Below are 22,887 nucleotides of genomic sequence, written 5' to 3' on the forward strand. Positions count from 1 at the left end.
CAGTGTCCTGCATGATCTTGAAGATGGATCGCGCAATCGATATCGCGGCGCTGGCCGACTTGCCCGGGCGTTGCGCCGGCTAGCGGCTCACGCGCGCATCAGCGACGGCACGCTGAAACAGCGCAGTCATCGCTTCCGAGATGCCCAGGGTCGGGCTGATCTCAAAGTAGAAGCCCGGCGAAGCACAGCTCTGCATGTTGATGGCGATCTGGCTGTTGGGCGAAGGTCCGTAAGGACCAGCGTTGAATGGCGCGATCCAGGTATTGTACCAGTCATTGGTCGGAAGTGCGAGGTAGGTCGTGTAGAGCACGGCAATCTTGATGCCGCGATTCTTCAACGTGGTGCAAAGCGCCGGATTGATCGGCGACTGGCATCGTGCACCATTCGTTGGCTTCTGGCAGTTGCTTGGATTGTATTCGTCGGCCACGCCATCGGATACGAAGAAGAGATATTTGAGCGGTGCACCGGCCGTACCGGCACCGGGGGCGCTGATCGCGCTGTTGATCGCCGGGAATATCGCGCTGTAGCCGGTGTCCTGATCGTTGTTGTCGTTCTGGCCGTTCACCGTCATCAAGTCGATGTTTCCCGCCGCCGTCTTCGCACTTGAAAGGCTGGACGACAATGTGAACAGGGCTCTCAAACCGGACGTCGAGGCGGCCGCGCCGAAGTCGTAGATCGCCATGCGGAACTGGTTGGAATAGGTCTGCGTACTGGCTGCGGTATCCATCAACTTCTGGGTGGCCGTACGCAGCACGTCGATGCGCGTCTTCACTTTGAGCGTCTTCGCAAGCTCGTAATAGTTGTTGGTGTTCTTGAGGTCGTGACAAGCAAAGGCGCATTTGTCCGACGTGTTATTGACCATCAGAGCCACGTCGGCCGGTGTTGCGCCGACGCCCATGGATGGCGAATTGTCGAGCAGCAGATAGAAATCGATATAATTCGGCATCGTTGCCGTCGCGACAGAACTGCCGGTGACGGTCATTTTTGAAAAGCCCATGACGGATGTGAGACTGGTCGGCACATCCGCCGAGAATTGCATAGTGGCCGTCACGACGCCGTTGGCGCGATTGACGGTCGCTGTCGTGCTGGTCAGCGTGAAGCCGGTCCTGCCTGATGTGTTGCCCTTGGAAATATTGATTGCGTCGACGTCGCCCCCGGGGACGGGGCCGTCCGCTGCCATCGAACCTGCGGTAATGAATGCAGCAGACTTCTGCACGATGGAGCCGACGCTGGCAGTATCAAGGGCGGCTTGCAGTTGAGATCTGATCTGTAGTGCACGCGTATAATCGACCGCGGCGCCCACCATGGAAATAAGGGGGATGCATGTGATCGCGAATATGATCGCGACATTGCCGCGCCGGTCGCCGCGAAAACGATCGGTTAGCCTGAGGAATGATAGCCCGAGGAATGACTTCAGCATGAATACGCACCCGTATGAATGCGGAGATAATTACCTGAGCTGATAAATTTACTGTTAGGTCGATCGCAGAAAGGTAGTGGCTTGGGTTGCTGCCCTGTTGGTTAGTTAAGGATGTTCTACCCGTATCGTTGAAATCGGCTCGCGGGACCGAAGCAAAAGGGGAGCGGTACGATCATCCCGGCGGGGCGATGAAACAAACCGGCTCCCGGGGCATTATCGTGCGGTTCTAGTTTGGCAGGGGCAATATGGCTGAAGACACAATGACGACCGTAGGCATCGGCAATCACGGTGCCAAGCGGCTGCCGTCCGTTGATGTGGACACGTTCAATATCGAGCTGAAGGACGACAACGGCTTTCTCGGTGACCGCGCCAGCAAGGGCGCGTTTCAACGCATACTGGATGATCTCAGAAAGCCATTGAAGAAAAACGGCGACGATCCGCTCGGCAAAAAGGCTGCCAACGAGATCAGTAAATCCAGCCTCGACGAAATCCTGCTTGGCGACGATGTGGCCGCGGCTGCACTCGTCCATGGTGCGATCGAAGAATTTGCGCGGGAGCTGGCTTATGTCACGCAGCGCTTCTTCAAGACGAAGGCCTGGGCAGATACGGAATGCATCGTGGTCGGCGGCGGTTTCCGCCAGAGCCGTGTCGGGGAACTTGTTATCGCGCGCACGGACATCATTCTCAAGGCCGAGGATCTCAAGGTTGTGTTGGTGCCGATCCGGTTTCATCCAGATGAAGCCGGCCTCATCGGTTGCCTGCATCTGGCGCCGTCATGGATTTTCGAAGGTTACGACAGCATTCTTGCGGTCGACATCGGCGGCTCCAACATCCGTTGCGGCGTGGTCGAAACCGCATGGAAAAAATCGAAGGATCTCTCCAAGGCCGCGGTGTGGAAGTCCGATCTTTGGAAACATGCCGATGACGAGCCGACGCGTGAAGGCGCCGTCAAGCGGCTGGTGAAGATGTTGAAGGATTTGATCTCCGCCGCCGAGAAGGAAGGCCTCAAGCTGGCGCCATTCATCGGCATCTCATGCCCGGGGGTGATCAACGAAGACGGCACCATCGCGAAGGGAGCGCAGAATCTTCCGGGTAATTGGGAAAGCAGCAAGTTCAACCTGCCGGCCTTGCTCGCCGAAGGCATTCCCACAATCGGGGATCACGATACTGCGGTGCTCATGCACAACGACGGCGTTGTCCAAGGCCTCAGCGAAGTCCCTTTTATGCAGGACTTCGAACGATGGGGCGTGCTGACGATCGGAACGGGGCTGGGCAATGCTCGCTTCACCAACCGCAAGAAAGAGAAGGACGACAAGAGAGCGAAGAAAGACAAGGATTGAGCAGGACCGTTGAGCGTCCCGGTGCCGCCTCGGCCAATGGGCGAGTGCATGCATCCGTCGGCGAATCATCCTGGCGCCGCCATGGCTTCGTCATGCCGCGCGTCCAACCATAGCGTGCGTTGCCGCTGCGAATCTGCAAACGAAAAGGCTGGCTTTCTAGTCTACGCGCCAGCCAGAGCCAGCTTTTGCGGCTCTGCGGGCAATTGAGTGCGGATTTTCCGCTCTGCCCGTCTTGTCTGGCCCGCCATCCTCGCCTAGAACTCCGCGCAACCACCCACGGGCGACCGTGGGTCTTGGCGCCTTGGAGAGGTGGCAGAGTGGTTGATTGTACCGCACTCGAAATGCGGCATGGGTGCAAGCCCATCGGGGGTTCGAATCCCCCCCTCTCCGCCAATTTGACCTTCGCGGTCCGTCGCCATCGATCATGGCCACTTCTAATCCCCCGTAAAATAAGGCTTTTCTCGCTGTACTTCGTCGCGGTCCTTCGCCAGAATCCGCGTGTCGATTGTGGGTAGAGCGGGGGTAGCACTGGATGGCGCGAACAGTTGGGAAGCTTTCGGCCCTTAAGGTTGTGCGCTTGGCCAAGCCGGGCATGCATGCGGACGGCGCCGGTCTTTACCTGCAAATCACGGGCACCGGTGCCAAATCCTGGCTTTACCGTTTTTCCCTGAACGGTCGTGCCCGCGAGATGGGTCTAGGTTCGCTTTCGGCGGTTTCCCTGTCTGAAGCCCGGGAGGCGGCTGCCCGTTGCCGGCGCGCTCGCCAAGATGGCGTTGACCCGATCGAGGCGCGGAAGGCCGATCAGGCGCGAGCGCGGCTCGACGCCGCAAAGGCCATCACATTCTCAGAAGCGGCCGCTCAGTACATCGAGGCGAACAGGTCAGCATGGCGCAACGCAAAGCACGCGGCGCAATGGGACAGCACCCTGAAGCGTTATGTGGCGCCGGTCTTTGGATCACTCCCCGTGCAGGGCATCGATGTCGCGTTGGTGCTCAAGGTGATCGAGCCAATTTGGTCGAAGAAGCCTGAGACCGCCGGCCGAGTAAGAGGCCGGATAGAAACGATCCTGGATTGGGCGACAGCGAGGGGTCTTCGATCTGGCGAGAACCCGGCACGGTGGCGAGGGCATCTCGACAAACTGTTGCCGAAACTGTCGAAGGTCCGAGCGGTCAAGCATCACGCCGCCCTCCCTTACGACCAGATGCCGAGCTTTATGGTGGCGCTGGCTGCACAGGACGGAACGGCGGCGCGTGCGTTGGAGTTCGCGATATTGACCGCGGGCCGCACGGGTGAAGTCATCGGTGCTTCGTGGCCTGAGATTGATGACACCGAGGCAGCATGGACGATCGATGGCAATCGTATGAAAGCCGGGAAAGATCATCGCGTTCCGTTGTCCCCCCGTGCGGTCGCTCTGCTTAAGCGGGTGAAAGAGGAGCCCGGCGCCAGCAATGAGTTTGTCTTCCCAGGCGGCAAGTCGGGGCGGCCGCTCTCGAATATGGCAATGGCTGTGCTCCTGGATCGAATGAAGTACGATGCCATCACCGTTCATGGCTTCCGGTCCACCTTCCGCGATTGGGCGGCCGAGCGCACCAGCTTCCCCAACGAAGTAGTTGAGATGGCGCTAGCGCACGCGGTGGGTGACAAGACCGAAGCCGCCTACCGTCGTGGTGATCTGTTCGAGAAGAGACGGCGCCTGATGGCAGAGTGGGCGAAGTTCTGCTCAACGCCGGTGGCGGCGAAGCGGGACACGGTTGTGCCGATCAGGGCCTAGCAGCAACAGCGATCGAGTGCGGGGCGGTGGCGGCGCATTTAGCGCTGCCAGCTAGACCGTTGGAATGGCGGTCTGCCAGAGACCCCCCCTGATTTTTCTGGCCCGGGGCAGAAGGAAATCTCGCGGCCCCATACGCGCAGCCGCAGAGAAAATTCGAAATTCAAAACATGGACCCGAAAAAAATTCAAAAAAAAGTGACCCTCCTAAGCTACCAGCTTGGAACTCTAAAAAGCCTTCCGCTCTCGTCTTCATCGTGCAGCAGCACAATTATTTCGCTTTGATCAAATACCGGATTGTCATCTGCGCGCGGAGGTAAGTCCGAGTCGATTAAAGTGATGACTGATTGAAGGCCAAGAGAAGTATATTCATTGATAACATTGAGTAGATTTTCTTTCTTCCGGTCATCGAGCGATTCAAATACGCCATCGTGGTAGACAAAGCGGGGAAAGTTTTCATTTAAGTGTGCACGCAGCACCGCCATGTCAAAGGCGACGCAAAGAAGCTTCCTATAAGTGTGACCAAGGTCTGCGCTCGTGGCGTTTCCTGCCTCATCCAATATCTCTGCTTTGAACTCAAGGTGCCCTTGCAGATTGGGGGACACGCTTAAGAGCGCCTTCCGGTCAACGACTTCCTCAACGATCTCATTGAAGAACAGGCGAATGCTGGAAAACAGACTGTCCTTATCAGCATTTTGGGCCTCTACGTTTGCTTCAATAGCCGACTGAAGCTGTCCCCTCTCTTCCGTTAGTGCGCGTATCTCGCTCCGAAGCTCTTGCAGGCGGTGCAAAAACGCACGCTGTCTCTCAAGGGAGTGAATGTCCGCACGGAGTGTGACGAGCTCGCCAGAGACTTGCTTATATTTTGCGAAAGCGTCAGTTCCGCTAAGGAAGGCCAACATCTCAGACCGTCGCTTGCCGAGTGCATTGAGCGTTGTGCCTATCTGTTTTAGCTCTGACTCAATTTCCGCACGCTCCTCCTGTAAATAACCCTGACGTTCATCTGTGATAGCTCGATTGAAAGATATTAGCTGCTTAAAGTCTTTCTTTAGCTGGCCATCAAAAAGTACACCGGCTTCCGCAAAAAGCTTTTTCGCCTCTTCAGGGTCGAAGAGGATTCGGTCTTCATCGAGAGAGGCAACAATTTTCTTACGGTTTTGAGTTAGCGAATATCGTCGTGCGTTCAGCGCTCCAATTCGCTCGTCGACCTCGTCGACAAGCTGCTTCGTCTGAGCCTTGTCTTGAGCGCGGAAATCAAAAGCATCGAGCAGTAGCTGCTTTTTGTCTGCTTCCTGCTGTTTGAGTAAAAGGATGCCATCAATTTTGCTCGCGTCTTCAATAGAGCCGCCAAGTTCTTGTTTGATAGTGGTGGCGGTGGCTTGCTTGTCAGCAAGCTGTTGTTCTTTTTCGTAGTGCCTAACGACAAGGTCGGCCTCAAAGCCCAATATGTGAGCTAGAAACGGCTTCCAGTCAGCGTGCGTGTTCGCAAATTTACGAAGATGGAAAACATCCCGGAAGTCGTCTTGTGACCTCAACAGATAGCCCAAGCCTTTGCGGTAAGCCCAAGGCTTTAAAGCCCGCCAGTCAAGCAAGCTATCGAGCAACTCTCTTGCACGATCGAAGGGGACGTCTGAATGATCCCACTCGCCATCAGTGGCGTTAGAGAAGTCCTGGTTGCCGATCGCATGCTTCTTAAATGCAATTTTCGATGCCTCGGCAACGTTTCGTCGGATGGTCAGGAATGAGCCATCGAAGAGCTCTACTTCCAAAAAGAAGACGAAATGACTAAAGCGGTCTAGGTGTTTGAACAGAAAGAATTTGGGGTCTCGACCTGACAAGAACGCAAAGTCCAGCATTCTGCCAAGCGTTGTCTTGCCCAGGTTGTGAGTGTCCTTCTTGCGGTTTTCTGGTAGGCGGATTTCGGCCAAGACGACGTTGAGACCCGGATTAAATTTAATCGGGCCGAACTCAGACGGTGTATTTGAATACAGCTTAGAGAGCTTCATTAGGACCAACATACTCGATTGCGTCGGTTTTCGCGTGATACTCAATGAGGCCCAACAAAAACAAGAAATTGATCGACGGAAGAAACAATACGTCGCCGCCGGAAATGGAACTGCGAGCGTAGCCTAGCAGCACGCTGTATTCTTCTAAGCGACGAGCCTTTAGCCGCTTTAGAAGCAATAGTGCGACGCTTACGACCGTGCGGTCGGGATGCGAGTGCTTAGTGGGTCGTAGCATCCGCTTCCTCCCCGATGTCACAATTCCAGTACATGTAAAACAGAACTGCTCTTGTTAAGCGCTTGTGGGAAAGCTGGCGAAGGATGGGATCGCGCGCGAAAAGTAGGTCTAGAAGGTGCTCCATTACGTTATCGAAGGTCTGATAGTCTTGGCGCTTCGCTACGATCTTCAGCTGGAATTCTTCAACGACGGCTTCATAGAATTTTAGAATGTCGGCGTTTTCAGGTGCGGCCAGAAAAGCTCTGATCTGCGACGTCTCCTTCAGGTACCGTTTCCTGAGAGCTTTCGCGTAGTCCGCCGTCATGTTGTTTAGAGTGTTCTTGTCCTCGAAAGACATTCGGGGTGTGGGCGGTGCGTCAATCGCCGCGGCCACGTCCGCACTACTCCGCGCCAGAGCCTGCACCACCTCGGCGAGGTCGTCTGGACTTACAATGAGCGGAGAATCAATCGGATCGAGATTCGCGAGTTTTGCCACGGTATCGAAGTTCTTAAGCCAAAGTTCCAATTGCTCGACGCCGCAGAGGTAAATCGAACTCGCTGGCAGGCCGCATTGTCCCGAAATGTAAGACGAGATGTCATTCTCGGCGTTTCCGGCGAGGCGTCTGTTAGAGAACAGCATATAATGGTCGAGGAGCTTTCCGTCACGCAGCTTCTTTACGCGCGGAAGCTCCTTTCCAAGAACCGAGTTGGCCGCAGTCAGGCTGAAAAAGTCGGCTTCAGAAAAACTCCGATTGTAGCCATTCGTGTGCTTCGCCTGAATGATCGTTGTGCCGACCCATGGAGCGGCTTTGCTCGGGTGCAGCTCAGCCGTGCCTACAAACTTTGCATCTCTCCCACCGTCCGGTCCTTTGGCAAATCCCTGAACTGAGATGCCGAGCAACTTCTGGCATAACAGGACAATGAGCGTTTCGAACTGCTCTGGACTCAGATCCTCGTATGCGAATTTCATTGGGCAGGCGTGCCGTATTCAACCAGCATCGCAGAGCGAGTGCGGCTGGCCGTGCGGCTAGCGGGTGCAGGCCGAACATCTGCAATAAGGGGGGCATCTGGCGCGCGCGAAACTGATGGCGCAATGGCGCCGCGATGTGCCGACATGACCGAAGCCCCCAAGAACTATTGGAGACTATTATGCAACCGCTGGGTGAGTGCAAGTACGACTTGCGTTCTTGCACCGGTGGATCACGATCGACCCATTCCAGTGGTTAACTTGCGGCGCTTCGAAGTCGGGAGCAAGCCGCTATTATGCTTTGACCTTCAGGCCGATCTCAATCAACCGGCGTATCGCTTCCGATCTATGAGGCACGTCGTGCTTCGCGGCCCAAGCGTCAATCTTTTCCGCGAGCGTCGCGGGCAACCTGACGGCTGAAACGGCATCGTGCCCGGTCGCAGGCCTACCCACAGGATTTATGTTTACACTAATTGACTTCTTCATGATTTCTGTTTACAGAAATTGACGTGAACGGGAAAGCCATTTCTCGCGGCACCATCGAACATCATGAAGGAATACCGAATGCTCGCAACCGTAGCTGCGACTGCACAGCGCTGTCTCACGTCTTTAGGCCAAATGGCAATCACGCGGCCTCCTAGCGAGCGAGATACGTGTGGTCTTTGGATCGCGATCTATGAGGCGTTAGGCGGTACAGAGGAATGGCGCGAACAGCATGTGAGGTGTTCCTTCATTGACCGGGAGACCGGTAGAGCTCTGGTTTTCGGTGCAGTCGATGACGACGGCGTAAGCATCTCGCATCGCAGGCGCAATACGCGCGGCGACCTGGAAGAGTTGGCAGTTTGGCAGCTTACGCTTGACGATCGCAGTGTTCGCGATGTCACAGTGGGCGAGGCGCCAGCGCGGGCCGCCAGCGTGAAAGCGTTGACTGACCTGATCTGGATATTCCATCGCCTCGCGGTCGAGGACCGCGCTTCAGTGTTAAGGAGTTGAGATGCAAGGCCCTGTAAAACTGGGGAGGTCGTCAGCGCAGCTGGCTCCCCTTGAGGTTGTCCGCAGAACTTATTCCGTTGGAGAGACGGCGATCATTCTTGGCGTCGGAAAGTCGACGCTATACGGAGCCGTCGAGCGAGGCGAGATACCGGCAGTCCGAATCGGCCGGCGACGAATGATCCCAAAGAACTGGGTTGAAAAGCAGGCCACCGGCCAAGCCAAAGAGCCGAGTTCAGAAGTCTAAGTAAAAAAATGCGGAAAGGGCGCCGTAATTTCGACTGCCTTACAAGTTGAGAATTTCTCAAACGAATTTCGAAGTACTAACCTAGATAGTTGAGTTAAATTCAACTCCCTCCCGCTTACAGTCAGATTTGAAGCCATCGCGGGGCAGCCGATAATTGACAGGGCGATATCGCCATGCTTCATCATCCTTCATCGCCAGCTTGATTTTTTCGCTGGCCGATCAACGCGGGTCGCAATCGAGCGGACCTTAGCACCCCGGCAACTCATCAAATGGCTACACCTATCACTTGTACCATCCGCGAGGCATGCAAAGCGTCTGGCCTCGGCGAAACTAAGCTGTATGAGGCCATCAAGAACAAAGAGCTCTCGCGCATTAAAGTTGGCCGACGCACGCTCGTTCGGTACGACCAACTGAAAGCGTGGCTTGAGAGCAAGGCGGCCTGAGCCGACGTTGTGGCTAGCTCCCAAGCGATCAATACCGCCGATGCCGTGGATCGTGAGTGGTTCGCGCTGCACAGTGATCGCTTCACCTACGCGCGTGCTGTGCTTCAACACGAATTTGATGGTGGAGCAGCCGGCAAAGACTGGCTTGTGGCTGTCCGACGCTTAGGCGACGGGCGCATGGTCCGTCAGTTCTTCACTATCGAGGGCGACCTAACCGAATTCTCGGCAGGAATAGCCGCGCGCGTGGCGCTCGTAATAGATCATAACCTGCAACATTTGGCTGACTGGTCCGGGTGCGCTCTTCATGCATCGGATACGGTAGGCGACACGAATAAGAGAAAGGTTGAAACAGGCGAGAATTGCTGACCTCACAGACTAATGGCGAACAGCCGACACAGAATGGCAGCTCATCATGAGCTTCCGTACATGGGCGGAGGCCGGTTTCCTCTCCGAATTATTGGCAATCATTCCGCCAGATGCGAAGATCAGCGCGAACTCTGAAGTAAAAGACCGTCACCGTGGCAAAACGCCGGGCGTTCGCAACGCCGATGGCACATGGTCAGGGCTTGGCGGCAAATGGGCCGATGAGCGCACCACGACCATAGGCGACGCGAAAAAATACATTCTATGGGGCGCCAGCGTCGGGCTTCAGGGCCGGCTATTCCCTGGGCTTGATATCGACGTTGAAGACGAAGCGGTGGCCGTGGCTATCGAGGGCCTGGCCGTCGATCATTTGGGAATGGCCCCCGTGCGGTCGCGTGACGGTTCACCGCGCCGCCTCATGGTTTACCGCAAGCCCGCCGATCATGACACAATCCGCAAATCCCGCACGGCTTGGATTGATGCGCAGGGCGTCAAGCATGCCGTGGAGCTCCTGGCGTTCGGTCAACAGTATCTGGTTGAGGGCCCGCACCCGAAAGGCGGCGCGTACACCTGGCGCCATGGTGACAGCCCTTGCGATGCTGGGCCCGACGGGCTTGGCGAGATTGACAGCGACGGCATTGAAAGTTTCTTCAGCGCGCTCGGCTCGCTGATCAAAAAAAATAGCTGGGGGGAAATCCAGAAGGGCGCGCTGGCCGGCAAGGGCGCACCGAGCACCCGCAAGGCTCTCACAGATCCTTCGCTTTGGGCATCCAGCCCCGCGCTCGTGCTGGAAGCCCTGGCCGCCTGGCCGAACAACCCCGACACACTGCCAAGCCATGACGACTTTGTAACCGCGCTGGCAGCGATCAAGGCCGCGCTCGGCCCAACGCGAGAAGACCACTACGCGGACGTGGCAGGCTGGGCCATGCACCATGACGCTATCCGCCCCGACTATGTGCGCAAGACCTGGGAGAGCATCACAGACGCCGCGCTAGGCGCCTCATGGCTATTTGCCACGGCGAAGGCCAATGGCACCTTTGACGGCGAAGCGCAGGAAGATTTCAACGACGGCGGAGACGACGCAAACGAGCTAGTCGGCGAAACGCCGCTGGAAAAGATGCTCAAAAACTACATTTGGGTGCAGCAGCTTGAACGCTACATTGAAGTGGACACCGGCGCCGCACTGTCGGGGCGTGCGATGAACGCGGCAAACGTCCAGATCGCAGCCTTTGGCAATACCGGCGTGAAGTCAGCGGAGGCGACATTCCAGAACGCCCGCGGCGCCCGCAAGGCTCAGATCGCCACCTATCGGCCCGGCGCGCCTGTGATGATCACCGACAAAAATCAATCCGGCATCAGCGTCCGCGCGGTCAACCTGTGGCGGCCGTCGCAGGTCGTGCCAGCCGTCGGCGTGACTGACGACATGGTGGCGCCGTGGCTTGAACACGTCACTGCGATATTTGGCGAGACCGGCGAGCCGGCGCGAGAGCACTTCTTGGACTTCGTGGGCTTCGCGATTCAGCGGCCCGGCGTGAAGATCAACCACGCGCCTGTCATCCTGGGCAACCAGGGGGTTGGCAAGGACACTGTGTTCACGCCGATATTCGAAGCGTTCGGGTGGCACAACGTCTCGCAAGTGAAGCCGCAGGAGCTCGCGGGCGACTTCACGCAGTTTCTGCAAGCGCAGGTCGTCAGCGTCTCCGAAATGATGAACTTCACGAAGCGCGAAGTTTACAACCAGCTTAAGGACTGGATCGCCGCGCCGCCGCTGCACGTGATGGTGAACAAGAAAAATCAGCAGCCGTTCCCCATCCCGAATACGCAGCTGTGGGTGTTCTTCACCAATTACAGCGACGCCATAACGCTCGACCAAGATGACCGTCGCTTTTGGGTTCACCGCGCGCTGGTGGAAGAGCCGCCTTCAGAAGAGTATTTTGCCAACTTGCATGCGTGGTATGGCGCGGGCGGCGTCGAGCGCGTGTTTGGCTGGTTGAAGCAGCGCGATATCACCACATTCAATCCGATGGCGCGCCCACCCATGACTGCGGCCAAGCGGGCGATGCTTGATCAGTCGCAGCCGGCGGCGCTCAGATGGTTGCGCGATCTGTTCCAGGAGGGCGAGGCCCTGCACGGTCGCACGATCATGACCGCCGGTGACCTGCTCACGATCGCAGGGCTAGACTTCCAGGCGCCGGAAGGCGTCGAGAAGCACTCCACGGCGGCGATGCGAGCAGAGGGCTTCAGGCCCGCTCAGCGCGTACGGCTCGGCGCGAATATGCGGCAGCTTTGGGTGCGCGATAGCTCTGGGCTTTTGAGCCAGCTGTCTCCCAACAAACTGAGAGACCGGTACGATGCAGAGGCCTCGCAGAAGGCGGGTGCCCTCTCATGATTTGCGCTCATCAGCAGAAAATAACTCAACCGGCGTTGAGTTTTTGTAATGCCAACGAAAATCGTTCGGCATCTGCGCGCCCTTGCGAGGGTTGTGAGAGGCCATGCCCTCTCAAGAGAAATCACTGCGGCGCAATGGTTTTGTTGATGTTTGAGAGGCTGAGAGGGCTTTTTATAAGGTTGGTAAAAGACGTATATATAAGAGCATGTAGCGGAGCTCTCGCAGCGACTTCGCCCCATCAGGCGCGCCAAATCGCTAGTTCGATTTTTCCCCTCTCACCCTCTCAGCCTCTCAATTCCGACCCGTGCGGCCTCATAGCACGTCGGATCACGGCGGGGTGCGGCGCATGAACGAAGTCGCAGAGAGGGACGCTCACGGTCGCCTGTTGCCCGGAAAATCGTTGAACCCAGGCGGCCGGCCAAAGATCGTTGAGGAAATCCGGGAGCTTGCCCGGCAGCACGCGCCCGTTGCGTTCAAGAGGGTTTGTGATCTGGTCGAGAGCGCAGACGAGCGCACTGCGCTGGCCGCGGCGCAAGAAATTCTCAACCGCGCATATGGAAAGCCCATGCAAGCTATCGAGCAGAAGGTTGAGCACCTTGATATTCGACAATTGTACCTTGAGGCCCTGCAGCTTGCGAACGGTCATGGTGCGAAGGTGGTTGATGGTCGCGTGATCGAGCCGGAGACAGACTGGTGAGGGGGAACATGATTATGGAATTCACGAGCGGTGCTGCGCGCAAACTCCGAGATGAGCTTGACCAAATGCCCGCGGACACTCTCGCCGCATACGAAGCGAACGTGAACCTTCGTCTGTCTGAGGCTATTACTTCAGCAGAGCAGCGCGCGCCTGGGTATTTGGCAACCCGGCTGCTTGAACAGATTGAAGAATGTCCGATGATCGCATGCGGCATTCCTGCGTACATGGTCGGTGGAAAAGACCCGATCGGCCTGGGGCCGTATAGCGGTGGCAACTTCGCCGAGCGCTTGGAGCACGTTATCTGGCCAGAAGCGCGCAGACGGTTTCAAAAGTGGCTGCCGCGCTATTTTGCCGGCACAGCGGCAGGGACGGCGCGGCCGTTCATAGACGGAAGGCGACCCGTGCGGATTTTCACCATTGTTCAGAGCAAATGGCTTTTGCTCAGAATAAAAGACCAAGCGGCGAATGCTCGCAGCGCAAGTTGATACACCAGAAGATCGGGCAGCCGCTTCGAAGCAGAAGAGACCTGGGGCCCGAATTAACAGACGGAGACGTGGAGCGAAAATAGAAGAATGGCTGATACATTCACACCGAACCTTGACCTTACACTGCCGGAGATCGGCGCATCAGATGACACCTGGGGCGACAAGCTCAACGACAACGCAGATATTCTTGATGCTCTTTTCGGGGCGGAAGGAGAGGGCACCGCGGTCGTCCGCGACGCCAACAACGATGCGCTAGTTTCCGGCGTTAACATCACGCGCGCCGCCGGCAATGCTCGCACGGTGAAGCTGAAGAGCGGCGCGCTCGCGCGCTGGGACTTCGGCGCCGATGCGACGGCTGAAGCCGGCGGCAATGTTGGCTCGCTCTTCAAGATCAACCGATATGACGACCTCGGCGCGCTGCTCGGAACGCCATTTCAGATCGACCGCGCCACTGGGCTTGCCACGTTCGCGTCAACGCCGAAGGTCGGTGTCAATGATGTCCTGCACATGGGCAACCTGGGGAACATCCCTATCCCAGTTGGCGCGACGCTTGCGTGGGACGTCGATATGCTTCCTTCAGGATACATCTGGAAAAACGGTGTCGCTGCTTCGCGTACGGCTTGGCCGCTCCTGTTCGCCGTGTATGGGACTAAGTTCGGTGCTGGCGACGGCGTTACGACATTCGGCATTCCCAACTGGTGTGAGGTTGTTCCGATCGGAAAGAGCGGGATGGGCGGCGTGGCGGCGCGTGGCCTCATCACCCACCTGACGCTTATCGACACAGCCGCCGCCCCAGTTGGTGAGGCGCTGCACCCGCTTACGGCAGCGGAGACCGGCCCCCATACCCATAGCGGCACGACCGGTGGCATGAACGCGAATAATCCGCATACGCACGGGGTGGGCGGCGGCTCGATCGGAGGGACCAGTACATTCCCAGTGGGCGGGCCGACTGACCGACCGGTGCCAATCGCCCCAGCTGTTATTTCGATTAGCCCCACTGATATCAATCATGGGCACGACTTCAGCACTAACAGCGGAAACGGTGTCGCTGGCGCGGGGCACAACAATATTCCGCCTGCCGTCCCGTGCGGGTGGATCATCAAGGCTGCGGCATGAACGAAATATTGCAAGAAGCCTCCGTGAAAGACGACGCAGGAAGCGATATGATTTTTGAAGAGCTTAGGACAGTTACCAATCGGCAGTGGCGCGAACTACTCCGGACCTTGGACGGCGCCTCGTTCGCGAAAATCGAAGCGCGGGCCAACGCTCTTATTCTCGATGGTCTTCGGGTGGCGGAGAGCCGCGCACCCGGGCAGATGGCTGACAGGCTAATTGCGCTTGGCGATTTGCATACTGACCTGTTCATGGGCGTTCCCGCGCACATGATCGGCGGAAAAGACCTCTTGGACTTGGCGGCCGAGCACGGCAACAGCAGCCTCTACACAATCCAAGGTGTGATATGGCCGAAGTATCGGCAGCACTTCCGCTGGCATCTTGGAAACTACTTCTCGCGGGTGGCTGCGGGCGAGACGGGGATGCTTCAACGACTTCGGCGCGAGGTGCGGGTTGTGCACCTTGCTGGCCTCCTTCGGCTTCTCTTCGGGCCGCGCGGGCTTCGGATTGAGCAACCGTCAGCGTCACTTCAATAGCCGATCGATGATTGCCAAGAGGGTGGCGAGCAGTGAGCTTGCCGCCCTCAGTATCTCTGACCAGTACCGCAGCCTCTGGACCGTCCGGATGTCGCGCTTCATTCGGGTTTTCATGACCTGCCCCTGTTCAAAATTGGAGCATGCCGTACCGGCTACGGTGTTAACTCAGCCGCTCCACAGCGGAAGCTAAGGCCGAGCAGCAGGCGTCAAGCGTGGAGCGGGCTTGAAATTTCCCTATAGAGCGTCGCTTTTCCGCAGCCTTTGATTTAGCGTGACCGAAAGCGGCACGGGGAGGTTGGCGTGAATTCCCTAGAACACATGGTTCATGAGCGCATCGAAGCCCGGTTCGGCTGGCTGCGTTATGCGGAGATCACGGTGCGGTCGCTCCTGTGCATCGGAGCTTTTGCTATCGCTGCTACGCTGGTGTTTGGCTTCTGGAAGCCATCGGCCGAGCACGCTTTACAGTGGATGCTCGCCATCGCTTTTGCGTGGGTCGCTGCACGTCTGATGCGTTCAATCGTCGGCGCCCTATTGTCGCAGTACGACGTTCAATCTGAGCACCTTCGTGGGTAGGGTTGTGGGTAGAAACGTAAATACCTAAAATAGATAAGTGTTATCAATTAGATGTGGCGGACCCCCTCTCCGCCAAAAGCTAATGCAGCGCGAAAAACCCAATAAAATCGGGCATTTCTCGAATCGTCAGAAAATGACGGTGTAGAACCACGGTGTAGAACCGTTCGCGCCAAACTGCCATCATTGAGCCGCGGGTGGAAGGCCCTGTGCGATCGTAGTCACGGGCGCGTTAACCATACGAATCCCTTCGATTTGACCTATCCGGTCAGCTAGGGAATCGATGTTACGACGAGCCATGCTTCGTGCTGGTTTTTCGGAAGCCGTGGAAGCAGCGGACCGCCCCGGGGCGAAAGGGCCTTCTGCGCATCGAATATGATGCAGCCCTGTTCGTCAAAAAGGTCCGGATGAACCGGACACGCCCCCCTTCAACATGATGCAGGAACCACTCCTCGGTCCGGAGTTGTCACGATCCACGCTTGGCGCCCCAAGCGCCGGTCGTCGCAACCTCCGCCCATAGCGAGTCAGACGTGTTCCGCGCATCCGGCTAGGACATCGGGATGCATCCGAACCGTGAATACCTGAGAACGCCAATGGACGCTGCATCTACTGCAGGTCGCTTCGGGCGCGACTTCAAGCTCGCCGCAAGGCTGCAGGCACAGGATTTGAACCCTTATAGGGCGCGCGTGCCTGTGTTCTTAGTCGATTTGGCGACGAAAGGAAGCCTAACGGAGCCGCGTGGTCTGCACTTGCGGCACAGCAAACTCTTCAACACCCAAGCTGCCGTCTCGGCCTATGAGATGCACCGCGACATTGAGGCCTTCGAGAGAGAGTACAAGCCGAGCAATATGGTTCACATCGTGCTTCGCCCAGCAATCAATTTGCAAGCAGGAATTGGCGAGCAGATGCTGCTGGATGAGGGTGGTCGATGTCCGATCAGCAATCTCCGGGCATCTCAAAGAGCTTTCAATAATTGCGTGCAGCGGGCGATCGCGGAGCTTGAGCGAAGGCAGCTACTCGTTCCGCTTCTTGTCGCAAGGCATCTCCGGCCCCTTCAGGGTGGCGAAAGCTTCGATATCCACGCACACGTCGTGGTGCAGATGGAGCCGGGCAACGGTTGGGACGCTCATGACTATCTCTCAAAAATATTCGGGTCGGGTCGAGTTTGGACTAGCAGCGTGATGGAACCTGGTGAGACGTGCAGCTTTTCACGAACGTCAAACTACCCGGTTTGGCGGCTGGCCAATCAAGACTGGAGTGAGGTGAGCAACGAGAACCTTAAAGAGTTCTTTGAGCAGTCGTCAGGTCTGCGGTCGGTCGATGCCCTCGGTCCATTTCGCGATTTCCGCGCGGGGAATGATCCCAGTTCGGAGACGGCGGCCTACGGCGACGGTGATCACAGTGCTGATGCCGAAGAGTTTTACGGCGATGCTTCGCGATCGGAGTTGCCAAGAGCGAAGCATAGGTTCGAGAGCCGAGGCCCGCCGCGAACGCCTCGGTTCGGTGGGTTGGTTTCACATGCGGGAGGGCTGGGCGCATGGACAGTTTCGCGTATTCGATACTGGCGTGTACCAGCAGCAGCAAGGCCAAGGTGATCGTCCTTAGTTCAGGATCGCTGATTGCCGATTACCAAGCGATCTGAAGGAGCGGATCACGATGAAGTCGCAAGCAGCTCTCTTTGACCCGGCGTCAGGTTTGGCGGAGTGACCAACTTGGAGCCTAGGTGATTCGACTTTGTTTTCACAAGGTCGGCGCACCCCGATTGATATGCTGGCGCCTAGCTTGCGTTGTCCGCGCCGGAGCGGCTTTCCAGGAGCGAAGTGATGCGATCGCCAGATCGGCTTTCTTCAGCAAATCTCGCAGCGGGGGACATTCGGGATAGTACCGGATGAGTGTCGCCTTGACCTCATCGAGGCTCGTAATATGCCGATTCCAGCTCGCAGGGGTCACGCTGGCGTTCCACCAAACTGAGATCGAGAAATGGTGGCCGATGCTCAGGGCGGCCGGTATCAAGCCTGAATGATGCATAGGCCATCCGGCTCCTTCAGAAGGATGCGAATGCAGATTTTCGAACTTGCCGCTTCGGTGCGAAGGAAGTGAGCATCTGATCGTTTTAATGTGTCTTAACACCTCCGGATGGCAAAGGTCGGGTACACTCTTCTCGGCATGGACCTCAGACGCGTCTTCGATGGCGTCTTCCATGTGATTGCCGCAACTCATTTTATCAGACTGGAGACGCCAATGATTTTCCGAATGATGGCCCTGGCGCTGTTGTGGTCTGCCGTCCTGTCCGCGAACACGGTTGCCGCGCCGCAAGGAAATTCCGTCAATAACATCGTTCTCGTTCATGGTGCCTTCGTGGATGGATCGGGATGGCGAGCGGTAGCCGACATTCTCCGAAAAGATGGTTTCATGGTCAGTGTGGTTCAGCAGCCCATGACCTCTCTCGAGGAAGACGTCGTTGCGACGACGCGAATCTTGGATCGGCAATCTGGCCCGACTGTGCTAGTTGGGCACAGCTATGGTGGCGTCGTCATCACGGAGGCCGGAAAGCATGCAAACGTGGTTAGCCTGGTCTATGTTGCGGCCTACGCTCCTGACGACGGCGAGCATGTGAGGTCACTGCGCAGCACCAAACCGCCACTCGCGAGCAGCACTGCTCCGACGGTCGATGGCTACCTGCTGATCGACCGTAAAAGCTTCCATGCGGACTTTGCCGCGGATATTCCAGCAGCCGATGCGCAATTCATGGCGCTTGCCCAAATGCCGACCAATGCGAAGGCCTTCGCCACGCCGGTCACTTCAGCCGCCTGGAAGACCAAGCCGTCCTATGGAATCGTTGCGACACAGGATCGTATGATCAACCCGGATCTCGAGCGAACAATGTATGCGCGGGCGAAGGCCAAGGTGACCGAAGTCAAGGCGAGTCACGCGGTTCTGATTTCTCAGCCGCGCGCGGTGGCGCTTGTGATCAAGCAAGCCGCACGAGAGGCAAAATAGCATCTGCGCGGCTTGGGCAGGCGGCCCTGTCCGCACAGGGGGAGTCGGCGCTGGGTCAGCAGCGTCGTGCGGCCTTACATCATTTAACTACACTCAGTTCCCAACACGTGGAAGGTTTACCGCCATAACGGCTATGTAGAGCATCGTCGCAGGGGTTGGTGACCGTGAAATCTTGGTCTGAATGTCGGCAAGAGATGGTCATGCCTGATCAGAGACGATCAGGTAGCCGTGATGGATCTTGGACCGTGATTCCGGACCAGAAACAGGCGTCCCAATCACGACTTGTCGTGAAGACGTCGCTCTCTCTCAGGCGGTCCCCAGTCGAACCAAGACTCGATGCCGTGCAAAAATATGTGACAGGAAACCTTCATCGCCAGTTGTCCGTGTTGCAAATGGCTCAAATCGCGGGCTTGGGCAAAGGCCATTTCTCGCGCGTGTTCAGAAACAGAACCGGCAATACACCGCACGCCTACCTAGTCGCGTGCCGGCTGAAGCGCGCAGTGGATCTCTTGAGATCGCCGGATATGAAACTGACCGATATCGCGTTGGAATGTGGATTTTCGGATCAGGCCCACTTCTGCCGTTTGTTTCGTAGGTCGACGGGATGGACGCCCACCGGATGGCGTCGCCATTTTGGACAGGTCAATAGCGGGGTAAATTGAGCCGTGTCGCTCGGCCAGACTGTTGATGTAAGCCCATAAGTGGCACCGTAGCCCTTACACTTGCAATTTTGGCACATGGCCGAAAGGAGTTCGTTTCGACCACCGGTGCCAGGGGGGGTGCATCTCGGGTGAGGGGTATGGCTGCGACACCGCGCACGATTTACCGGTTTGGCGATATCCTGTTCATTCCGGACCGGCAACTGCTCCAGTATCAAGGCATGAACATCGAGCTCGGCTCACGGTCTCTGGACCTGCTGCAACTCCTTGTCTCGCGCGCAGGAGAGGTTGTGAGCAAGGTTGAATTGATTTCCTTCGTCTGGCCGGACAGTCGAATGAACGCCAGCAATCTCAAGGTGGCCGTTTCGGCCTTGCGCCGTGCGCTTCCGCCAATGCAGTCGGGCTTGCCCTATATCGCGACGGTCCACGGCAGAGGGTATCGCTTCGTCGCGCCGGTTGATGTGACGGTCGAGATCATCCGCGAGGGGTAGATCAAAGGCGATTTCCGTCCCTGGTCAGTCGGATGTATCGCTGCCGATGGTTTCGATTTCCGCAAGCAGACTCTGGGCTCGTGCAAAGAGAGGCACATTCTCGCGATCGCCGTGGTGCGTTACGAGACGGGTCAGCGCACTGCGCGCTGCGTCGATGTGGCCGGCATTTCGCTCGAGCGTGGCAAGGATCACCGTAGCCTCGCATTGATAAAGATAGAAATCGGACGCCTGACTGAGATCGATGGCTTCCTGGAGAAGAAGCCTCGCGCGCTCGATGTCGCCCGGCTCGTTTCGTGCCATCAGCAGATCGGCGCGGGCGGGATGGTGCTTGCCGATCACGCGCACGTCGAAGGTGCCGAGGCACTGTGCCCATGCATTTTCAAGGGCTGCTTCGGCGCCGGCGATGTCGCCGGCCTGGCGCCTGGCGTTTGCAAGTTCGATCCACAGGATCGGGCGCAAGGACCCGGTCTTGATCATGTAGGGATCCTGAAGGCAGGACGTCAGCAACCGTGCAGCGGTTTCGGCGTCGTCATGTTCATATGTCGCGATCAATCCGCGAAACGCATCGACGAGCGCTTGCCAGGGACGATAGTGAGCTGCCAGACGTTCGAGCTTGTGAAGATATGCATGCGCCCGCTCGAAGTCGCGCGAGTTGATGTTGGCCCAAATGGCGCCCTGTGCGAGGACGAAATAAGATGTGGTGGCGTGCCCCAGGCGTTCGGCGTCTTGGACCGCGGTTTCGAGAAGAAGGCGGGCTTGATCGCAATAGCCCATGTAATATTTGGAAAGAGCCAGCCCCACCTTGCTCGAGATAACGGAATCCATGCCGCCGAAATAGAGCGATACACTTCTGGGGATCGACCGGAAGTCGTTCAGGAAGCTTTCGAAATGTGCCTGGGCGGACATCAGTTTCGACGACTCGAATTCGCTGAAGGCCCGCATGCGCTGATACAGGTGATAGGTCGCAGGATGATCGGAGCGCCTGGATATCGCGGCAAATTCATCAAGATGGGATGAAGCGGGCCGTCGCGTGAGCAACAGACTCTGGATCAGTCCATAGAGAGCGCGCAGTTCAAGAAAATCATCGCCTGCATCGCGTGTCGCATTCCAGGCGCGCTCATAGAGGTCCGCACCCTGGCCCCCTGGAATATAGGCTTGTGCCGACGCGAGAGACACTAACAGGCGTGACTGCACGACGGGCCCGAGGCTCGGATCGGTATCGGCATAGCCAAGTGCCCTGGCGATATAAGGGGCGCCGTGAAACAGCGATGTGAGTTCCAGCCAAAGCCGTTCCGCGGCCAGCACCAGTTGTACGCCAAGCCAGGGAGCGACCTCAAACGACCAGTCGAGGGCCAGGCGGACTTCGCCGACATAGTTGCCGACGATGGCATTCGCGGACTGCACATCTGCGAAATTCCACTCGGTCAGTTCCAGACGCGCGAGAATATACCTTGCGTGGCGCTCTCGCGCCTTATCGCGGTCGTCGGATGGGTCGGGTGTCTGGGCGATAAAAGCGCGCGTTGTGTCCAGCAGGCGGAAACCGCCATCGGCGGACGCCGTATGCGAGGCAAGAAGCGATTTGCGCGCGAGTGCAAGAATTGCGTCGCGTGAAGAGTCCGGTGTTCGGTTGTCACCTTGTGCGACCGTAACGCCTGCCTCGACGGTGAATGGACCAGCGAAGCAGGAAAGGCATTTAAGAGTCGACTGCTCCTCGTCGGAGAGGAGATTGTAGCTCCATTCGATGGTCGCGAACAGTGATCGCTGGCGAGGCGTAGTGCTGCGGCGATCGATCGTGATCAGAGGTGCACTTTCATCGAGGCTGCGCAGCACTTGCGACAGCCCGAGCGTGGCAATCATGGATGCGGCCAGCTCGATGGCCAGCGGAATCCCCTCAAGGCGTCGGGAGACATCGGCTATCTCGGCCGATGTCTCGCCACCGACCTGCAGGTTCGCGCCGCGGTGATTGATGCTTTGCAGGAGCAACTGAACGGAAGCGTAGTCCCTGAGGTCCGAGGAGTTTATCGGCATCGCGGACGATGGCGGAACTGCCAGGGGCTCCAGATGCCAGATCTCTTCGTCGACGGTGCGCAGCGGCTCGCGCGTTGTGACGAGAATGTCGATCGACGTCTTGGCGAGCAGGTGCTCGACCAGCCGAGCGACGGGATCGAGGACATGCTCGCAGCAGTCCAGGACAAGGAGCATATGTTTGTTCCGGAGCGCCAGGGCAATCTGATCGTTACTCGGCCATTCCGTTACCGCCAGGTGCGCAGAACTCGCGATGGTGGTGTTGACGGAGGCCGCGGCTGACGATCGGCCCAGATCGACGAAGCAAGCTCCATCCAGGTAATCGTCCGCGCGACCGCTCGCGATCTGCATCGCAACTGTCGTCTTCCCGATGCCGCCCGGTCCAAGAATCGAGACCAGCCGGCGCGTGGCGAAGAGCTCGTTGATCCTTGCAACGACGGCGGCGCGCCCGACTGGCGGCGTCAGCGGAGAAGGGACGTGAAGTCGAGGCCGGGCGGCGGAAAACTGTCCGTCTGTAGTCCTGACGACGATATCGCCGGCGAAGCAATATCCTTGCGATGCGCTGCTTTGGATCGCCTTACCCTGTTCCCTCAATGCCTTTCTGAGGGTTGAGATCTGGACCCGGAGATTGCCCTGATCGACGTGCAGCCCCGGCCAGGCGGCGCGAATGAGCTCATCGCGCGAGACACTGACCCCTGGGGTCTCGAGCAGGTGACCTAATATTGCCAGCGCGCGCGCACCAAGCCGCGCAGGGGTGTCGCCGTCCCATAGCACGCGGGTCGTCGGGTCAAAGCGAAATGGTCCGAACAGTATCTCTCGATTCATCATGAGAACGGCCGATCACCTTCGCGGGGCCATCACTGTGAGCAAACTGAGTTGGTCGGTCCGATCTCTCACGCGTGGCCGATTTTACCACATTTTACCTTTGGCTTTCCAGAGAGCCGGTTGAGGCACGCAGGGCCTCGCCTGGTCGCGCGGAAACGCTCGATCGCGCATTGTGGGCTTGCGGCAGTTACGCGGGCGCGCACCGAGCTCCGCTTTCCGTTGCCCGACTGAGCGGCAGAACAGGATTGGCAGATGGTAACTACATTTTCGCGCGCAGCTGCAGCCCACGGCGGAGATGCCGCCCACTCCTCTCGGTTGTGTATTGTCAACTCACGCGGGT

Annotated in this window: 20 protein-coding genes and 1 tRNA gene; 15 read left to right on the top strand and 6 right to left on the bottom strand. The window is 57.7% G+C overall.

All coding sequences use genetic code 11. From position 1 onward, the window contains the following. Positions 1-79: 79 nt before the first annotated feature. A complete protein-coding gene (locus SFY93_RS05000; protein ID WP_320446244.1) occupies positions 80-1,420 on the bottom strand; it encodes a TadE/TadG family type IV pilus assembly protein in 1,341 nt (446 codons plus the stop codon). 245 nt (positions 1,421-1,665) lie between these two features. Here SFY93_RS05000 and SFY93_RS05005 point away from each other — a divergent pair, with 245 nt between their 5' ends. The 3 genes from SFY93_RS05005 (at position 1,666) to SFY93_RS05015 (ending at position 4,531) form a co-directional block, all read left to right on the top strand. Next, positions 1,666-2,760, top strand: a complete 1,095-nt coding sequence (locus SFY93_RS05005) for an ROK family protein (RefSeq protein WP_320446245.1) — start codon at positions 1,666-1,668, stop codon at positions 2,758-2,760. Positions 2,761-3,063: 303 nt separating this feature from the next. Further along, a tRNA-Ser gene (locus SFY93_RS05010) sits at positions 3,064-3,153 on the top strand. A 139-nt stretch (positions 3,154-3,292) separates the two neighbouring features. Next, positions 3,293-4,531 carry a tyrosine-type recombinase/integrase gene (locus SFY93_RS05015; RefSeq protein ID WP_320446246.1) on the top strand — a complete coding sequence of 413 codons (1,239 nt, stop codon included), beginning with the start codon at positions 3,293-3,295 and terminating at the stop codon, positions 4,529-4,531. Positions 4,532-4,739: 208 nt separating this feature from the next. On the opposite strand, the gene SFY93_RS05020 is transcribed toward SFY93_RS05015, so the two are convergent. The 4 genes from SFY93_RS05020 to SFY93_RS05035 form a co-directional block, all read right to left on the bottom strand. Beyond that, the gene (locus SFY93_RS05020; protein WP_320446247.1) at positions 4,740-6,533 is read right to left on the bottom strand and encodes a DUF2326 domain-containing protein; all 1,794 of its coding nucleotides are present in this window, start codon (positions 6,531-6,533) and stop codon (positions 4,740-4,742) included. Next, entirely contained in the window at positions 6,520-6,768 is a 249-nt protein-coding gene (locus SFY93_RS05025; protein ID WP_320446248.1) for an ABC-three component system middle component 8, read from the bottom strand. Before SFY93_RS05025 ends, SFY93_RS05020 begins: the two co-directional genes overlap by 14 nt. Then, positions 6,752-7,717, bottom strand: coding sequence for an ABC-three component system protein (locus SFY93_RS05030; RefSeq protein ID WP_320446249.1), 966 nt, complete (start codon positions 7,715-7,717; stop codon positions 6,752-6,754). The genes SFY93_RS05025 and SFY93_RS05030 overlap by 17 nt, the downstream gene beginning before the upstream one ends. Positions 7,718-8,398: 681 nt before the next feature. Next, on the bottom strand, positions 8,399-8,665 hold the full coding sequence (locus tag SFY93_RS05035) for a hypothetical protein (protein WP_320446250.1): 267 nt from the start codon (positions 8,663-8,665) through the stop codon (positions 8,399-8,401). A 43-nt stretch (positions 8,666-8,708) separates the two neighbouring features. On the opposite strand from SFY93_RS05035, the gene SFY93_RS29650 reads away from it, so the two are divergent. The 12 genes from SFY93_RS29650 to SFY93_RS05080 all read left to right on the top strand — a co-directional run bounded on the left by SFY93_RS29650 (position 8,709) and on the right by SFY93_RS05080 (position 19,697). Then, the gene (locus SFY93_RS29650; RefSeq protein WP_414717064.1) at positions 8,709-8,951 is read left to right on the top strand and encodes a helix-turn-helix domain-containing protein; all 243 of its coding nucleotides are present in this window, start codon (positions 8,709-8,711) and stop codon (positions 8,949-8,951) included. A gap of 269 nt (positions 8,952-9,220) precedes the next feature. Continuing rightward, positions 9,221-9,394: an excisionase family DNA-binding protein gene (locus tag SFY93_RS29655; protein ID WP_414717065.1), complete on the top strand. Its 174-nt coding sequence runs from the start codon at positions 9,221-9,223 to the stop codon at positions 9,392-9,394. Positions 9,395-9,806: 412 nt separating this feature from the next. After that, positions 9,807-12,146, top strand: a complete 2,340-nt coding sequence (locus SFY93_RS05040; protein ID WP_320446251.1) for a DUF5906 domain-containing protein — start codon at positions 9,807-9,809, stop codon at positions 12,144-12,146. Positions 12,147-12,492: 346 nt separating this feature from the next. Then, positions 12,493-12,843, top strand: a complete 351-nt coding sequence (locus SFY93_RS05045) for a hypothetical protein (RefSeq protein WP_320446252.1) — start codon at positions 12,493-12,495, stop codon at positions 12,841-12,843. Positions 12,844-12,851: 8 nt separating this feature from the next. Further along, complete coding sequence (locus tag SFY93_RS05050; RefSeq protein ID WP_320446253.1) at positions 12,852-13,328, top strand: hypothetical protein; 477 nt, start codon at positions 12,852-12,854, stop codon at positions 13,326-13,328. Positions 13,329-13,415: 87 nt separating this feature from the next. Beyond that, positions 13,416-14,444, top strand: a complete 1,029-nt coding sequence (locus tag SFY93_RS05055) for a tail fiber protein (RefSeq protein ID WP_320446254.1) — start codon at positions 13,416-13,418, stop codon at positions 14,442-14,444. Continuing rightward, positions 14,441-14,977 (top strand): hypothetical protein, encoded by a 537-nt coding sequence (locus tag SFY93_RS05060; RefSeq protein ID WP_320446255.1) that lies wholly within the window; start codon positions 14,441-14,443, stop codon positions 14,975-14,977. The genes SFY93_RS05055 and SFY93_RS05060 overlap by 4 nt, the downstream gene beginning before the upstream one ends. A gap of 300 nt (positions 14,978-15,277) precedes the next feature. Next, complete coding sequence (locus SFY93_RS05065; RefSeq protein WP_320446256.1) at positions 15,278-15,550, top strand: hypothetical protein; 273 nt, start codon at positions 15,278-15,280, stop codon at positions 15,548-15,550. 557 nt (positions 15,551-16,107) lie between these two features. After that, entirely contained in the window at positions 16,108-17,142 is a 1,035-nt protein-coding gene (locus tag SFY93_RS05070) for a hypothetical protein (RefSeq protein ID WP_320446257.1), read from the top strand. A gap of 661 nt (positions 17,143-17,803) precedes the next feature. Further along, the gene (locus SFY93_RS05075; RefSeq protein WP_320447698.1) at positions 17,804-18,547 is read left to right on the top strand and encodes an alpha/beta hydrolase; all 744 of its coding nucleotides are present in this window, start codon (positions 17,804-17,806) and stop codon (positions 18,545-18,547) included. Positions 18,548-18,747: 200 nt separating this feature from the next. After that, positions 18,748-19,209, top strand: coding sequence for a helix-turn-helix domain-containing protein (locus SFY93_RS29660; protein WP_414717067.1), 462 nt, complete (start codon positions 18,748-18,750; stop codon positions 19,207-19,209). Between the two features lie 137 nt (positions 19,210-19,346). Beyond that, a complete protein-coding gene (locus SFY93_RS05080) occupies positions 19,347-19,697 on the top strand; it encodes a winged helix-turn-helix domain-containing protein (protein WP_320446258.1) in 351 nt (116 codons plus the stop codon). A 24-nt stretch (positions 19,698-19,721) separates the two neighbouring features. Here SFY93_RS05080 and SFY93_RS05085 read toward each other — a convergent pair whose 3' ends face one another. After that, positions 19,722-22,550, bottom strand: a complete 2,829-nt coding sequence (locus SFY93_RS05085; RefSeq protein WP_320446259.1) for an ATP-binding protein — start codon at positions 22,548-22,550, stop codon at positions 19,722-19,724. Positions 22,551-22,887: the final 337 nt, after the last annotated feature.

The organism is Tardiphaga sp. 42S5 (genome assembly GCF_034044155.1).
Lineage (GTDB): Bacteria > Pseudomonadota > Alphaproteobacteria > Rhizobiales > Xanthobacteraceae > Tardiphaga > Tardiphaga robiniae.